This is a genomic window from Variovorax sp. YR216 (assembly GCF_900107745.1).
In the GTDB taxonomy this organism is placed as follows: Bacteria; Pseudomonadota; Gammaproteobacteria; order Burkholderiales; family Burkholderiaceae_C; genus Variovorax.
On sequence record NZ_FNRO01000001.1, the window covers coordinates 793,933 to 809,387 of the forward strand.

Here is a 15,455-nt window from a genome sequence, read left to right on the forward strand (position 1 = left end):
ACTCAAGCGCAGTCGATAAGTTGAGCGGCGCATTCATAGTGCCAATTCGTCTTTCGTGGTGTATCGAATTTTTTTAGATTGAATCCCAAACCAAGCTCAGGCTTTTCGGAAGATCTGTAATACACCGTTTTTTCGCCCTTATACGTCATGACAAGATTTCGAAATAGATTTAGATAGCTCAGCCCCCCAAGGAAGACCATCTCCTCTCCATCGTCGGGTATTTGACAAAAATCCAGATACCGATCTCCCGCCCTTCGCCTGTTGCAGGAATGGGCGCTTCCGCTGAACGTGATATCGTAATCCGGCGTGAGGAACGTCGAAGCGATCAGGCCCCAGCCGGCTGAAAGTATGTAGACCTTCTCACCGAACTTGTTGAAGAGCCCCTCGTAGATTCGATTTTTGTAGAGCTTGTAGGCCGAATTTAATCCCAGCGGGTTCTGACTCAACTGCTCGGAATTATATTGAGCCAGACGATTCCTCCAACTCGTGCCATGACCATCATCGTCATCGGGTCGAGCATAAAAAAATTCGTGATCGAGCGCCAATTGAGGGTACGCGACGAATTTCACAATTCGGCCGTCTGAATGGCGAAATCCTGTTCTGGTGGGATTTTTATTGCCGGCACACTGGATGACAATTTTCATGATCTTCCCATTCAGCTGCTGCAAACACGCCAAAGTCACAAGTATTGCCGCCCGGCAGCTTTGCCTTGAACATCTCCGCAGCGTTATACGGTTGGCTCGAAGAGTGGGCAAGCCTGGGAGCTCAGTGGAAATCCCTGCTCTTGTTGCTTTCCGCAAGTCGGCCCAGCAGCGGCGTCAGGTCCCTGAACCCGGTTGCCACGAGGTGCCGCACGTTCCCGCCACTGTCCACGTCGCGCTGCCAGGTGCCTTGCACCGCCAGCAGCGTCGACTTGAGCAGCGGTTCCCGCCAGGCGTCGACCATGCTTCCCCACACGATCACGTTGACGTTGCCGGTCTCGTCTTCGAGCGTGACGAAGATGGTTCCCTTGGCGGTCTGCGGGCGCTGGCGGCCCTTGACGATGCCGCAGGCGCGCACGGTCTGGCCGTTCGGCAGCGGGTTCAACTGCGCCGCGCTCATCAGCTTCATGCGCGCCAGCCGGGGGCGCAACAGCGCGAGCGGATGGCGGCGCAGCGTGAGGCCGAGCGAGGCATAGTCGCCGACGATCTCTTCGCCCTCGGGTGCCGCGGGCAGCTGCAAGGTGGGCTCGTTGATCGGCACGCCACGCAGCAAGGCTGGAGCGCGGCGCTGCGCGGTTGCATCCCACACCTGCTGGCGGCGGTGGCCGGAGAGCGACATCAATGCATCGGCGGCAGCCAGCGCGCCCATGTCCTTGCCGTCGAGTTCGGCGCGCAATGCCAAGTCTTCGGTGCTGGTGAATGGCGCCTGCGCGCGCGCTGCGAGCAGGCGCTTCGCACCGACTTCGCTGAGCCCGGATACGCGGCGCAGGCCGAGACGTACCGCCGGTTGATCCGCATGGCCGAGGCGATCGGCATAGCGGGCCTCGGTGCCGGCCGGCATGCGTGGTGCGTCGGTCGCGCGGGCTTCGATGCTGCTGTCGTACTCGCTCATGCTCACATCGACCGGCCGCACTTCGACACCGTGACGCCGCGCGTCCTGCACGAGCTGCGAAGGGCTGTAGAAGCCCATCGGCTGCGCATCGAGCAATGCGGCGAGAAAGCACGCGGGCTCGTAGTGCTTGAGCCAGCTGCTCGCAGTGACCAGCAGCGCGAAGCTCGCGGCATGGCTTTCCGGAAAGCCGTAGTCGCCGAAGCCCATCACCTGCTTGAAGATCGATTCGGCAAAAGCCGGCTTGTACCCTTTCCCGACCATGCCCTTCACGAGTTTGTCGTGGAACTTGCCGAGGCCGCCCTTGCGCTTCCACGCAGCCATGGCGCGGCGGAGCTGGTCGGCCTCGTCGGCGCTGAAGTCGGCTGCGATCATCGCGATCTGCATCACCTGTTCCTGGAAGATCGGCACGCCCAGCGTGCGCTCCAGCGCGGGGCGCAGTTCGTCTTTCTCGTACGTGATGGTCTGCCCCTTGCGCAGGCGCTCGCGCTGCTTGAGGTAGGGATGCACCATGCCGCCCTGGATGGGCCCGGGCCGCACGATGGCAACTTCGATCACGAGGTCTTCGTAGCAGCGCGGTTTCAGGCGCGGCAGCATCGACATCTGCGCGCGGCTCTCGATCTGGAAGACGCCGATGGTGTCGGCGTCGCAGATCATGTCGAACACCTTGTCGTCGTTGCTGGGGATGTGGTGCATTTCCAGCGCGGTGCCGCGCCAGCGGTTCATGAGCTCGAGCCCGCGCCGGATCGCGCTGAGCATGCCGAGCGCCAGCACGTCGACCTTGAGCATGCCCATGGCTTCGAGGTCGTCCTTCTCCCACTGGATGACCGAGCGGTCTTTCATCGACGCTTTCTCGACCGGCACGAGCCGCGTGAGCTTGGTGTGGGTGAGCACGAAGCCGCCGACGTGCTGGCTGAGGTGGCGCGGAAAGCCCCGGAGTTGATGCGTGAGGTCGATCCACTGCCGCAGCTTGAGCTCGTCCTCCTGCACGTTCACGCGCTCGGCGGCAGTGCGCAACTGTTCGCCAAGCACGGCATCGTCGAACCAGTAGTGGTCCTTGGCGAATTCGTCGACCAGTCGCGCATCGATGCCAAGCGCCTTGCCCACGTCGCGCAGCGCGCTGCGGGCGCGATAGCAGATGACGACGGCGGCAATGGCAGCACGCTCGCGGCCGTACTTCCTGTAGATGTACTGGATGACCTCTTCGCGCCGCTGGTGCTCGAAGTCGACGTCGATGTCGGGCGGCTCGCGGCGGTGGCGGCTCAGGAAGCGTTCGAACAGCAGATGGCCCTTGTCAGGAGGAATCGCGGTGATGCCGAGGCAATAGCAAACGGCCGAGTTGGCCGATGAACCCCGGCCCTGGCAAAGAATGTCTTCCGAACGGGCGAAACGCACGATGTCCTCGACCGTCAGGAAGAACATCGCATAGTCGAGTTCGAGAATCAGATCGAGCTCGCGCTGCACCTGCCGGCAGACGTTCTCCGGAATTCCGGAGGCATACCGTTCGAGCGGATACCGCTTGAGCGCCCCCTCCCACGTCTTGCGCACCAGCGTCTGCGCCGGCGTCTCGTTGCGGCCCACGCTTTCGAGCGGGTACTTGTAGTTCTCGCGGATCACCTCGGGATCGAAGCGGCAGCGGTCGGCCACGCGCAAGGTGTTGGCAAGCATCTCGCCGGCATAGAGACCCGCGATATGCATGCGCATGCGCAGATGACGTTCCGCGTTGACTTGCAGTGCGAAGCCGCATTCGGCGACGGTGCAGCCTTCGCGCACGGCGGTGAGCACGTCCTGCAACGGCTTGCGCCCGCGTGAATGCATGTGCACGTCGCCGGCCGCGACGAGCGGCACGCCGGCCTGCTCGCCCGCTTCGACCAGGGTGACGAACCAGAGGTCATCGTCGAGCTCGTTGAGCATCTCGACCGCGAGCCAGAGGTTGTCGCCGTAGAGCGCTTTCGCGGCGAGAAGGTCTTCGTGCAGCGTCGCGAGGTCGACCGCGCCACCGGGCGCGCGGTCGGGCACGAAGAGGATCTGGCAGTGCGTGAACGAGGCGACGTCGCTCTCTTCCCAGCCCACGCGGTAGTCGCCCTTGGGCAGTTCGGTGGTGCGTGCGGCGGTGATGAACTCGCAGAGGTTGCCCCAGCCTTCGGTGTCGTTGGCGATGACCACGAGCCGGAAGCGCTCGAAGCGGAATTCGCTGCCGAAGAGCAGGCGGAATTCCGGATTGCGCGGGATCGATGGCTCTTCGGGGTGTTCCTTCTCATAGGCATCGAGCTTGGCCGGCAGCTCGCGCAGGCCGACGTGTGCACGCACGATGCCGGCGACCGAGCACTCGTCGGTGATCGCGAGCGCCGAATACCCGAGCTGGTAGGCGCGCTCCACCATTTCCTCGGGCGTGGAGGCGCCGCGCTGGAAGCTGAAATTGGTGACGCAGTGCAGTTCCGCGTAGTCGGGCAGGCCCGGCACGGGCGGCTGCCGTTGCTGCTGCGGCAGCGCATGCATCTCGGCGAGCGCGAGCGAGCGCTGCTTCTTGTCGCTGAGTTCAGGCATACAAGCCCTGCAGATACCAGTGCACTTCGGCGTCGGCGAAGCGGGTCGGCACACGTTCGCGATAGATCCACACCAAGCCGGCCTCGGGGCTTTCGGCGACGTAGTAGTCGCGCACCGCCGGGTGGCCGCCGTCTTTCATTCCGCCCCACCAACCGGCTTCGACACGCTGCGGGCCGATCAGCTTGCGTAGCGGGCCGCGGTAACAGGGGCGCTCGCCGTCCATGTCGAGCCTCAAAGGCTTGGGCAGAAGCCATGTCGGGTAGATCGCATCCGGCTGGGATGGCGCGGTGGCTGCGCGCTCCTTCTTTTTCTCTTTCTTTTCCTGCGGCCGATTTCCCGACAAGGCCGGCTGCCACGTCTGCGTGCGCTCGGCGCGACGATCGGCATGCGGCACGGGCACCAGCACCTGCTGTGGGCCGAGCCGGGCGCTCAGCCGCTCGACCATTTCATGCAGCTTGTCGCCCTTGCGGTTGTCCTCCGGCAGGAAGCTGGTGCTGGCGCCGGCCCACGGATCGGTTTCGAGGGAGCGCAGCCGCAGCCAGCTCGCGGGCGCGGCCAGCGTGGTGAGCGCGAGTTTCTCGGCCAGCAGGCGGCGCAGGTGTGCCATGTCCTGCGTGGGCTCGGCAGTGCGCACGGTGATGTGCTGGTTGGGCGGCAGGTCGACGCCGTTGAAGCGCTTGAGGTCGAGCGTCCATTGCAGCTCGATCGCACGCGCGCCGCGCTGACGTGCGCGCAGCCAGATCGAAAGCGCCGCGAGCAGGCGGTTGGCCGACCACATGAGTTCGCCCGCGTTCTCGGCCAGCGCGGGCAACTCCAGCTTCTGCTCGAACACGTCGGGCAGTTGGAGCCAGACATGGGTTTCGGGGCGCTGCCCCCAGGCCACGTCGAGCGCCTCGCGCAGCGCCGCGCCGAAACGCCGCGTGAACCCGCCGCGCGGCAAGGCGGCCACGTCGCCCCAGGTCCGGCAGCCCAGACGCGCGAGCAGGTCGAGGTGATCGCGCGCGGCGCTGAGCGTGTCGAGCGGCAGGCCGGCGGGCATGTCGTCGGGCCGGCGCTCGCCGCGCACGAAAAGCCGCAGGCGCGCAAGCGCCTCCAGGCTGGTGGCCCCTTGTGCGCCCAGCAGACGCGCGTCGGGCGCAGGGTGGGTGGCGGAAATCTGGCGCATGAGACTCAGCCGTCCGCCCCAGAGCCGTTCGCAGGCGGCGACTTCGAGCATCAGGGCTTCGTCCTGCCAGACGACATGCGGCGTGAACTGCAGCGCCCACCAGCCCAAGGCTTCGGCGGTCGGCATGAGCGCAGCCAACTCCAAGGTACCCGCGGAACCGGCTTCGCCGGGCCGCAGGGGTGCGCCCCCTTGAGGGGGTGCAGAGCCACACGAAGTGGGCGAGGCTGGGGGTGGTTCAAGCCTCAAGGCGATCCAGTGCATGGCGTCCTTCCTTCCATGCGTCGATGCTGACCACGGTCGCTGAATCGGCCGCTTCGGGCACCGGCGCGCCCTGCTGCAGGCGCAGCTTGCGGCGCACGCGCGCGGCGGCGAGCAAGGCGCTCATGCGCTCGCTGCGCGCCGGCGCCATCACCGGCGTCGCGAGCGGCGGGCCGCGCCGCTTGAGGATGTGGACCGCGACCTGCCCCGGATCAGCCGCGCTGCGCACGATGTGCAGCCGCAGCCGCGCGGGCGAAGCCGATGGCGCCGCCGTCTCGGGCCGGCAGACGAAAAGCAGCGCCTCGTGCTGCGCCGCCGCGAGTTGCAGCCGCCGCAGCTCGCCGACCCGGGCCTGCGGCAGCCAGGCCAGCACCGCACCCACGTCGGCGCAGCGCAAAGCCTGCTCGCAGGCCCACAGGCGCGCGGCCGGCGCGTCGCTGCGGACCCACATCAGCGACTCGGGCGCAAGCCCATGCGCGGCCAGCGAGGCGCCGAAGGGCTCGCAGGGCGCGCCGATGAGCACCACTGGCCCGCCGCGCGCTTGCACCGCCTGCACGAGGCCGGGCAGCAGCAGCGGCCAGATCGGGTCCTGCGGCGCGGTCTGCAGCAGCTCCGTCATCGCGCCGACCGGCCAGCCGCCGCCGGGCAGCTCGGCATCGAGTGCGGCGTGGCCGGTGCCGATGACCTGCGCGTCGGCGCTGCCGAGTTCGTCGGCATGCCAGACGCCATGGCGGGCGGCAGCGGAAAAGGAGTCGAGAAAAGGCAAGCCCATGATGCAGTTTTACTGTATTTTTATACAGCATTTCTGCACCTGATTAGAGAATTTTCTTGTAATCCCGAGCAGCCATCCCGGGAACCGCGAGAAGCCTGCGCAAGCATGCAGTCCGCTCCGGATACTGCGTCCGATGACCGATGCAGGCGCCCTCCTCCTCACGCGCGCCCGGCTGCTGCGGCTGGGCGCGGCGCTGTGTGCCGGCACCGCCATCCCCACCCTCGCGCAGCAGCAACAGCCGCCAGGCAGGTCCCGAATGAACACTCGCCCCATTCCCTCGACGAAGGAAGCCTTGCCGGTGGTCGGCTGCGGCACCTGGCTCGGCTTCGACAAGCGCCCCGACACGCCCGAATACCAGCGATTGGCGGGCGTGCTCGATGCGCTGTTCGCGGCCGGCGGCGCGGTCATCGACAGCTCGCCGATGTACGGCCGCTCCGAGGAAACCACCGGCGAGCTGCTGGCCGCGTCGAGCCAGCACGCCAAGGCCTTTTTTGCCGCCGGGCCGCCCCAAGACGAAAAGCACCCCCTCGGGGGGCAGCGAGGACACGAAGTGCCGAGCGTGGGGGCCTTCCTCGCGACCAAGGTCTGGACCTCGGGCCGCGAAGCCGGCATCGCGCAGATGGAGCAGTCCTTCACACGGCTGCGCACGCAGCGCATGGACCTGATGCAGGTGCACAACCTCGTCGACTGGCGCACGCACCTCGCGACGCTGCGCGGCTGGAAGGACCAGGGCCGCGTGCGCTATATCGGCATCACGCACTACACCGCCTCTGCGTATGGCGAGGTTGAAGCGGTGCTGCGCGCGCAGAAGCTCGACTTCCTGCAGATCAACTATTCGCTCGACGCGCGCGACGCCGAAAAACGCCTCCTGCCGCTGGCCGCCGAACGCGGCGTGGCGGTGATCGTCAACATGCCCTTCGGCGGCGGCGGGCTGCTGCGCCGCCTGCGCGACAAGCCGCTGCCCGACTGGGCCGCGGAGATCGGCTGCACGAGCTGGGCGCAGGTGCTGATCAAGTTCGTGCTGAGCCACCCGGCCGTGACCTGCACCATCCCCGGCACGAGCCGCGCCGAGCACATGGCGGACAACGCGGCCGCCGGCGCGGGGGCGATTCCGGATGCGGCGTTCTGGCAGCGCCACGCCGCGTCGCTGGCGGCCTAGAAGCCGCCTCAAACACCGCTCAGAGACCCGTGCGAGTCGCAAGGGCATCGCCTCGCGGGCGATGGCTTTTGCGCCGCAGCATCAAACAACAACACGAATTGGATAATCTTTTCTCAAATTCAAACTTTGAAGATAGAAATATTCCGTTAATCACGTACGTAGGGTATTTCATCACCATTTCGAAGAGCAATCCGAATACATTCGTCGCCCAGTCGAACACACATCTTTCGCACCGCAGGGAGACACATCAATGAGCAGCCATTTCGAGACGATCTCGAACCGGGAAAAGGGCCTTCACAAATCGCTCACCGCCGGCCAGATGGCCATGATCGCGATCGGCGGCGCCATCGGCACCGGCCTGTTCCTCGGCAGCGGCTTCGCGATCGGCATCGCGGGCCCGAGCGTCCTGATCAGCTACACCATCGGCGGCATCATTGCGCTGCTCCTGATGGGCTGCCTTGCCGAAATGACGGTGGCCCACCCCACCTCCGGATCGTTCGGCGCCTATGCCGAGCACTACATCGGCCCGTGGGCCGGCTTTCTTGTGCGCTATGCGTACTGGGCCTGCGTCGTGCTGGCCGTCGGCACCGAGGTCACCGCCGTCGGCGTCTACATGGCCTACTGGTTCCCGTCCGTGCCGCAATGGATCTGGGTGGTGGTGTTCTCGCTCGCGCTGGTCGTGGTCAACGCGATGAGCGTGAAGTCCTTCGGCTTCGTCGAGTACTGGTTCTCGATGATCAAGATCGCGGCCATCGTCGGCTTCATCCTGATCGGCGCCTACGTGGTGTTCGGCTCGCGTCCGGCCGGCGTCGGGCTCGAGAACTACACCGCGCACGGCGGCTTCTTTCCCAACGGCATCTGGGGCACCTGGGTGGCGGTGGTGGTGGCGATCTTCAGCTACATGAGCGTCGAAACCATCGCGGTCGCCGCCGGCGAAGCGCAGGACCCGGAGCGTGCGGTCACCCGCGCCTTCCGCGCGACCCTCGTGCGGCTGGTCGTGTTCTATCTCGCGTCGATCTTCCTGATGCTGGCCATCGTGCCGTGGAACGCCGCCAGCGCCGACAAGAGCCCCTTCGTGAAGGTCATGGAAATCATCGGCATCCCCGGCGCGGCCGCGGTCATCAATTTCGTGGTGCTGGTCGCCGCGCTGTCGGCGATGAACAGCCTGCTCTACATCTCCACCCGGATGATGTTCAGCCTTTCGCGCGCGGGCCATGCGGCGAAGCGCTTCGGCCGCGTGAGCGCCAACGGCGTGCCGGTGGATGCGCTCGGCGTCTCGTGCGCCGGAATCGCCGTCGCCACGCTGCTCAGCGTCGTCGCGCCCAAGGAATCCTTCGGGCTGATGATGGCCATCTCGATGTTCGGCGCGATGTTCACCTGGTTCATGATCTTCGTGACGCACGCCTTCTTCCGCCGGGCCTGGGTCGCGCAGGGCAACGCGCCGCTCGGCTTCCGCATGTGGGGCTTCCCGTGGCTCACGCTGCTCGGCGCAGGGCTGATGTTGGCGATCCTGGTCACGACGTACTTCACGCCGATGTTCAGGCTGACGCTGATCGTCGGCGTGCCCTTCCTGCTCGCGCTGCTGGCAATCTACTGGCTACGCTATCGCCCGCGGAAGGCGCAGGAAGCGGCCGGTTCGCTGATGCGCAACTGACCTGCGACGAACACCTCACGCCGTCGGGGAAAGCGGTGGCCACGCTGATGCGCGGCCCAGCGCTTCGTAGAAGGCGACGCGACGGCACGCTGCCTCGCCGCGTGCCTAGCACTGGCGCGACGTCTCTCAGCGCCTGGGATCGGGACGCGGGTCGAGCGGACACATCGGAACGGCACGCTCGGGCAAGGGCGAATCCTGCCAGTCGGGCAAGTCGCGCTTTTTGTAGGACTCCAATGTTGGATACGCACGCAAGGCCCACATCGAGGGCGGTTCACGGGTTTCCTGCTGAATCTCCAGGACCTCGAAGCCGCAATGTTTGCTGGGCTTCTCGATCTTGACTGCGATCCGTGGAAGTTCATTCTTCTCGGCAACATCCAGCACCTTGTAAGGGCTGCGTTTGCAGCTATTCCACGTTGCGTGCCATTCAACGGTTTTCGCGCGGAGGAATACAGCGCCGCCGCAACCGCGACTCCAAGGTCTGTAGACACCAATGTAGGGTGCGGCTGCGTCAGGCACTGTGGCGCTCGCAATGGTGGAAAAGAGGAAAAGCCCGATCGATCCGGTGACCGTCTTCATTGCGCCCCCGCCTTGCGAATCGCGTCATAGGCGTACGCGAGTTTCTTTCGATAGAGCGGATCGCCCCCGCCGTTGTAGTAGTACGCAACCTGCACCGGATCAATGAACTTCCAGCCGGTCACCACCTTCTTGAACGACGCCTTCTGGTACTTCAGCACTTGTCCGGCCCTCAAGACGTGGTCCGCTGGATTGTGCTTCTTCAGCACCTCCACCGTCGTGCCTTTGGCTTTCGCAATCCGGTCGAGGCTATCGCCAGGACCCACAGTGACTTCATAGACGTGGCTGTCCTGGTCCAGGACTGTTTGAAACTCGAAGTTCGCCATTCGCATCAGCAGGTACCCGACGCCAGCCTTGATGTTTTCGCGCGGATTGCTTCTTACCGCACTCTGGCTTACGTAGGTGGCTGACGGAAGAATGAGTTCGCCACCCTCTTGCCGACCGAACAGGGCGCTCAATCCAGGATCGGCGGCAAATTCACCAATCTGCATCGGCCGCGTCTTCCACTTCTTGACGCCCGGGCCAGTTTCAACCCACAGCATCGCTTTGACCAAGCGCCAGTCCAACTGGAAATAGCGCGGCGTGCTGCGCCCGAGATGCATGTTGTACTCACCTACGACTTGCTTGATGACCAGGTCGTATTCGTCCCATCTCGAGTCGGCGCCATCCACCCCGCGCCGCCAGCTTTCATATCCTTCCGAACGGGCAATCGTAGTTGCCATGTTTTTATCTCCCTGAATGAACTCCGTGCACCGCGCAGCGGAGCGAACGGCAGGATAGCGCAGGCGCTCGGCGCGCTAGATAGACTCGCCGGCACGCGCGACGATCGAATCGCGCACGTCCAGGGAAACCCATGCTCAACACCGCTCTCGCCCGCGTCCACATGGTGATGGCCGCGCTCTATTTCGTCGTATGTGCCGGAATCGTTCTGAAAGTGCTCCATACGGGCGGCAAGGCGCAGATGGAGGCAGTGATCATCCTCACGCTGATCTTCGCGCTGCCGGTCGGCCTGCATGCCCTCGCTTTCGCCGGCGTGCGGCAAGGCAAGTCTTGGGCGCGCGGCCTGTCGCGTGCCGTTGGCATCCTCCTGCTGCTCAGCATTCCCATCGGCACCATCATCGGCATCTTCATCCTGCGCAGGACGCGCGGCGCGGATTGGGAAGCCGGCGCGACCGGCACCTCTCCACCGGCGCGTTCGTAGCCGGCAGGCGCCCGAGCGGACGCACCCGCGCGCCCTACTCGAACTTCACGTTGTGCTCCCGCACCGTCGCGCCGAAGGCGTCGTACTGCACGCGGAAGAAGTCCCTGAACTTCTCGGGGCTCATGCCGTAGCCCTCGAAGCCCTGCTGTGCGAGCTGCTTGCGCACTTCGGGTCGCTGGAGCGTGTTCTGCAACTCGCGCGAGAGCCTGTCGGTGATGGCCTGCGGCAACCCCGGTGGTCCGAAGAAGCCGGCCCACGGCGTGATGGTGAGCTTGCCGAGCCCGAGTTCGCCGCCGGTCGGCACATCGGGCAACAGGTCGCTGCGGTCCGGCAGCAGCGTGACCAGCGCCCGGATGCGCCCGTCCTTCACGTAGGCCGGCGCGAGCGTGCCGGTGGTGAACATCATCTGCACCTGGCCTCCGAGCAGATCGGTCATCGCCTGCATGTCGCCCTTGTAGCGCGCATTCACCACCTTGCGATCGCCCAGCAGTTGCAGCATCGCCAGCTCCGAGGCGCTGTTGCTCGACGCGGAGTTGTACGCGCCGGGCTTCGCCGCGATCAGCGCGAGCAGCTCGTTCACGCTCTTGGCCGGCAGGCTCGATGGAACGACCAGGAACATCGAGAACTGGCCGGCCGAGCTGATCGGCGTGAAGGCCTTGAACGGGTCGTACGGCGGCGTCGGCCGCAGCGTGGGCGCGGCGACCATCGCCGTGTTCGTGCCCATCAGCAGCGTGTAGCCGTCGGGCTTCGCGGACGAGGTGGCCTGCGCAGCCAGCACGCCGTCGGCGCCCGGCCGGTTGTCCACGATCACCTGCTGGCCGAGTTGCTTGGACAGCCCGTCCGCGATGATGCGCGTGAGTGCATCCGCGCCGCCGCCGGGCGCGAAGCCGACGATGAGGCGGATCGGCTTCTGGGGATATGCCTCATCGGCACCTGCCGCGAGGGGCAGGCTCGTCAATGCGGCCGCACCCCACAGGGCCGCGGCGGTCAAGGTTCTGCGTCGCATGGTCTCGTCCTTCTAGAAGCGGTCCTGGCCCGATGTCTGGGAGCGCTCGGTGCGCACCAGCACCGCGCCCTGCGAAAGCGCGCTGACGTTGCGCCGGTACTGCTGCAACCAGCCGGTGTCATGCAGCCGTGGCGGGGGCTGCCAGTCGACGCGGCGGGCCTGGATTTCTTCGTCGCTCAATGCGACGTCGAGGCGTCGTGCGTCGAGGTCGATGGTGATGACGTCGCCGTCGCGTAGCAGGCCGAGCGGCCCGCCGAGCGCGGCTTCGGGCGACACCTCGGCGACCACGAGACCCTTGCAGACGAGGCCCGAGAGATGACCGTCGGTGAGCAATGCCACTTCGTCACCAAGCCCCGCGCCGTCGAGCGCGAACACCACGCGCGAAGCCCCGCCGCCCATCGCAGGCCCGCCGCAGGCGCCAGCGCCGCGCATCACCATCACTTGCCCGGGCACGATGTCGCCCTGCTTGAGGGCGGTGATGGCGGCATCGGCAGTCCAGAAGCAGATGGCCGGCCCTGTGAAGCGCCGCACCTTGCGCTCGGCGATGCCGGTCTTGATGAGACCCGACTCGGGCGCGAGATTGCCGCGCAGCAGCACGATCGCGGGCAGCGGCGCCACCGGTCGATCGATGGGACGGATCACTTCCGCGTTGGCGACTTCGACGCCTCGCAGGTTGTCCGCGAGCGTGCCCCCGGTAACGGTGCGTGCGCTGGTGTCGAGCAACGGCTCGAGTTGCTTCAACAACGCGCGGCAGCCGCCGGCTGCTTCGAAGTCCTCGATCGAGTTCACGCCCACCGGTCGCACGCCGGACAGCACCGGCGTGGTCGGGCCGAGCTTTTCGAAGAGACCGTAGACATCGACGCCGGTCTCCCCTTCGGTCGCCACCGCCTGAAGATGCTTGGCGGTGTTGAGCGATCCACCGACCGCGAGCACCGCACGCACCGCATTCGCGAATGCGCCGGGCGTGAGGATGTCGCGCGGCTTCAGGTCGTCCCACACCATCTGCACGATGCGCGCGCCCGCGTCGCGGGCATCGGCCATCATCTTCGGGCTCAACGCCGCGACAGGTGCACTGCCGGGCAGCGCCATGCCGAGCGCCTCGCACACGATGTGCATCGAGTTGGCGGTGCCGAGGCCCGAGCACACCCCCGGCCCGCGAATCGCCTCGCGGCTCATGCCCACGAGCTCTTCCACCGGCAGCTTGCCTGCGACCGCATGCATGGCGCCGATGAACACTTCCTCGATGTCGACGTGATGGCCCCGGTACTCGCCGCTGGGCTGATAGCCGCAGGGCACGAGCAAGGTCGGGATGTTGAGCCGCGCCGCCGCCATGAGCTGGCCGGGCACCGTCTTGTCGCACGAGGTGAGGCACACCATGCCATCGAGCTGCGCGCCTTCGACCGCGACCTCGATGTCGTTGGTGACCAGATCGCGCGCGGCCAGCATGTAGGCGCCGCGTGCGCCCGCGCCGGTGATGAAGTCGCTTGGCGCGGCGGTGCGGATCTCGAAAGGCACCCCGCCGGCGGCGCGGATCGCGGCCTTCACTTCGGCTGCGACCGTGTCGAGGTGGCTGAAGCAGGCCGCGAGCTCCGAGGAGCTGTTGACGATCGCGATCTTGGGCTTTTCGCAATCCTCTTCGGGAATGCCGAGCGCACGCCAGTGGGCGTTGCGCACCGACCAGAGGTAGGAGCCACGGGGGAAGTTGCTGCGCAGGGGCCGGGTCATGTTGCATCTCCTGCATTTGCACGTTGCGATTTCTTGATGACTTCGACGATGCCGCGATCCGCGTCCACGCGCACCCAGTCACCGGTCTCGATGCTGGCGAGCGGATCACGGTCGAAGTCGGTCATCGCGGGCGAATGCGTGACGACAGCGCCAAGCGCCATCTTGGTCGTCATCTCGTTGAAGAGGAACGCCGCCGGCGCGGTCTTCATGAGCCGCGTCATGTGGAACATGGCCGACCAGCCCGACGAGCCCTTGGCGCCCGGAAACACCAGCACCTTGCCCGCGAAGCTCTGCCCGCGCAGCGAATGCCGCGTCTCGATGACGGAGCCGGTGCGCGGGTCGATGCCGCCCCAGCCCGAGATGCGGTCGCGCGTGACCAGGGCCTCGCCTTCCGACACGCCACCCACGACCTTGCGGCCGCGAATGACGATGGTTTCTTCCGTGATGACTGCGTCGTTCATGCCTGGAACCCTTTCCAGCGGCCGGTGCAGGCCGCATCGATGCATTCGGCGGTGCTGCCGAACCAGGCCTGCACGCCGAGGATGGCGGGCAGGTAGTGGGCCTGCTTGGCCGAATCGAGCGCCACAGTCTTCGTGCCCTTGGGCACCGCGCGGCTCATGGCGGAGCAGCTGTCCGTCATCAGGATGCCGCCCGCGTCCTCGATGATCTTCGTGTAGCCGTTGCGATCGGCCAGCGACTTGATCGCACGCGGCGTGAAGATCCACAGCTCGCAATCCGGATGGACCTTGCGACCTTCCAGAAGCTGGGCCGCCTCCCAGATCTGCTCGATGGTGTAGTGCGGGCAGCCGAGCATCACGTACTGCACATCGGCGTCCTTGCCGGTGCTGTTGATCTTCTCGAAGGTGGCGCGGCGCTCGGCCTCGCCGTAGCGCAGCACCTCGACGGGTGCGCGTCCGCCGAGCGCCTGTTCCAGCGTGATCGCCTCGGGCGTGACGCCGACGATGTGGTACATCTCCACGCCGCCCGACGACGAGGCCGCAGCACCGAAGTGCTTGAGGCGCGGCAGGTTCGGTACGCGCGCGATGCCGCGCCGGCTGTGCACCACAGGCACGCGCTCCTGCACCTGTTCGCCGATGTAGTAGCCGAGCAGGCCCCAGTCCTGCACCGACTCGACCTCGATGTCGAGCTCGACCACATGCGTGGCGCGACGGTTCTCGTCGAGGTGATACCCCCAGTAGGGAATGCGCCCGGTGAGCATCGCGGCCCCGGTGCTCTCGCGGCCTTCGGTGTTGGTGCGCGCGCCGAGCACCGAGTTGCAATACACGACCGCCGATGATTCCATCCACGCGCAGTGCTCGCCGCGCGTCGGGATGTTGCCCACCTGGTAAGGCGTGCAGGTGTTCATGATCTGGGCGCCCAGGCTCGCGGCGTGCCGCTCGCTCTTGCCGTAGAACTGCACGATCTCCTCGCTCACGCCCATGCGTTCGGGCTGGCCGGGGTCGAAGCCCAGTTGCAGGTGGCTGGTGAAGACCTTGAACTTCGGGATCTCGACCGTCTCCTGGCTGTCGAGGCTGAATTCGGAGAACACTGCATCCATGCCACCGCCGCGAGCCATCGCGAAGTCGCGCTGGAAGGGCGTGGTCGATGTGATGGAGGCGCAGACGTTGCGCGTCTCGACCAGCCGCTCGGCGTCCAATGCCTCGCCGTAGCGGATCAGCAGGTCCATCGCCTTCTGCACCGCCGGTCCGTCGCGGCCGTCGCGCATGGCTTTTTCTTCATCGCTCAGGTGCATGACCTGTGTCTCCGTTCTTCTGTGCGCAGTCGTGGGGATTCCCCCGCCGGGC

13 protein-coding genes are annotated in these 15,455 nt (G+C 66.0%); 3 read left to right on the forward strand and 10 right to left on the reverse strand.

What is annotated here, in order from left to right:
• Positions 1-2: 2 nt before the first annotated feature.
• From BLW05_RS03740 to imuA, 4 genes are all read right to left on the reverse strand, one after another.
• Positions 3-644, reverse strand: a complete 642-nt coding sequence (locus BLW05_RS03740) for a hypothetical protein (protein WP_093160476.1) — start codon at positions 642-644, stop codon at positions 3-5.
• A gap of 121 nt (positions 645-765) precedes the next feature.
• Positions 766-4,137 (reverse strand): error-prone DNA polymerase, encoded by a 3,372-nt coding sequence (locus BLW05_RS03745; protein ID WP_093159780.1) that lies wholly within the window; start codon positions 4,135-4,137, stop codon positions 766-768.
• Positions 4,130-5,428, reverse strand: a complete 1,299-nt coding sequence (locus BLW05_RS03750) for a Y-family DNA polymerase (protein ID WP_093159783.1) — start codon at positions 5,426-5,428, stop codon at positions 4,130-4,132. The genes BLW05_RS03745 and BLW05_RS03750 overlap by 8 nt, the downstream gene beginning before the upstream one ends.
• Before the next feature lie 109 nt (positions 5,429-5,537).
• The gene (gene imuA, locus BLW05_RS03755; protein WP_093159784.1) at positions 5,538-6,332 is read right to left on the reverse strand and encodes a translesion DNA synthesis-associated protein ImuA; all 795 of its coding nucleotides are present in this window, start codon (positions 6,330-6,332) and stop codon (positions 5,538-5,540) included.
• Positions 6,333-6,465: 133 nt separating this feature from the next.
• Here imuA and BLW05_RS03760 point away from each other — a divergent pair, with 133 nt between their 5' ends.
• The gene (locus tag BLW05_RS03760; RefSeq protein WP_093159787.1) at positions 6,466-7,491 is read left to right on the forward strand and encodes an aldo/keto reductase; all 1,026 of its coding nucleotides are present in this window, start codon (positions 6,466-6,468) and stop codon (positions 7,489-7,491) included.
• A 250-nt stretch (positions 7,492-7,741) separates the two neighbouring features.
• A complete protein-coding gene (locus tag BLW05_RS03765) occupies positions 7,742-9,145 on the forward strand; it encodes an amino acid permease (protein WP_093159789.1) in 1,404 nt (467 codons plus the stop codon).
• 126 nt (positions 9,146-9,271) lie between these two features.
• Here the strand turns inward: BLW05_RS03765 and BLW05_RS35275 are convergent, their stop codons facing one another.
• Positions 9,272-9,721 carry a hypothetical protein gene (locus tag BLW05_RS35275; protein ID WP_143044764.1) on the reverse strand — a complete coding sequence of 150 codons (450 nt, stop codon included), beginning with the start codon at positions 9,719-9,721 and terminating at the stop codon, positions 9,272-9,274.
• Positions 9,718-10,440, reverse strand: coding sequence for a LysM peptidoglycan-binding domain-containing protein (locus tag BLW05_RS03775; protein ID WP_093159794.1), 723 nt, complete (start codon positions 10,438-10,440; stop codon positions 9,718-9,720). Before BLW05_RS03775 ends, BLW05_RS35275 begins: the two co-directional genes overlap by 4 nt.
• Positions 10,441-10,571: 131 nt before the next feature.
• On the opposite strand from BLW05_RS03775, the gene BLW05_RS03780 reads away from it, so the two are divergent.
• Positions 10,572-10,919 (forward strand): hypothetical protein, encoded by a 348-nt coding sequence (locus tag BLW05_RS03780; protein WP_093159797.1) that lies wholly within the window; start codon positions 10,572-10,574, stop codon positions 10,917-10,919.
• A 34-nt stretch (positions 10,920-10,953) separates the two neighbouring features.
• Here the strand turns inward: BLW05_RS03780 and BLW05_RS03785 are convergent, their stop codons facing one another.
• From BLW05_RS03785 to BLW05_RS03800, 4 genes are read right to left on the reverse strand one after another with little or no spacing between them, the layout of a single operon-like run.
• Entirely contained in the window at positions 10,954-11,925 is a 972-nt protein-coding gene (locus BLW05_RS03785; RefSeq protein ID WP_093159799.1) for a Bug family tripartite tricarboxylate transporter substrate binding protein, read from the reverse strand.
• A 12-nt stretch (positions 11,926-11,937) separates the two neighbouring features.
• Positions 11,938-13,650 (reverse strand): dihydroxy-acid dehydratase, encoded by a 1,713-nt coding sequence (locus tag BLW05_RS03790; protein WP_093159802.1) that lies wholly within the window; start codon positions 13,648-13,650, stop codon positions 11,938-11,940.
• Entirely contained in the window at positions 13,647-14,111 is a 465-nt protein-coding gene (locus tag BLW05_RS03795; RefSeq protein WP_093159804.1) for an aconitase X swivel domain-containing protein, read from the reverse strand. Before BLW05_RS03795 ends, BLW05_RS03790 begins: the two co-directional genes overlap by 4 nt.
• Complete coding sequence (locus tag BLW05_RS03800) at positions 14,108-15,403, reverse strand: aconitase X (protein ID WP_093159806.1); 1,296 nt, start codon at positions 15,401-15,403, stop codon at positions 14,108-14,110. Before BLW05_RS03800 ends, BLW05_RS03795 begins: the two co-directional genes overlap by 4 nt.
• Positions 15,404-15,455 lie beyond the last annotated feature (52 nt).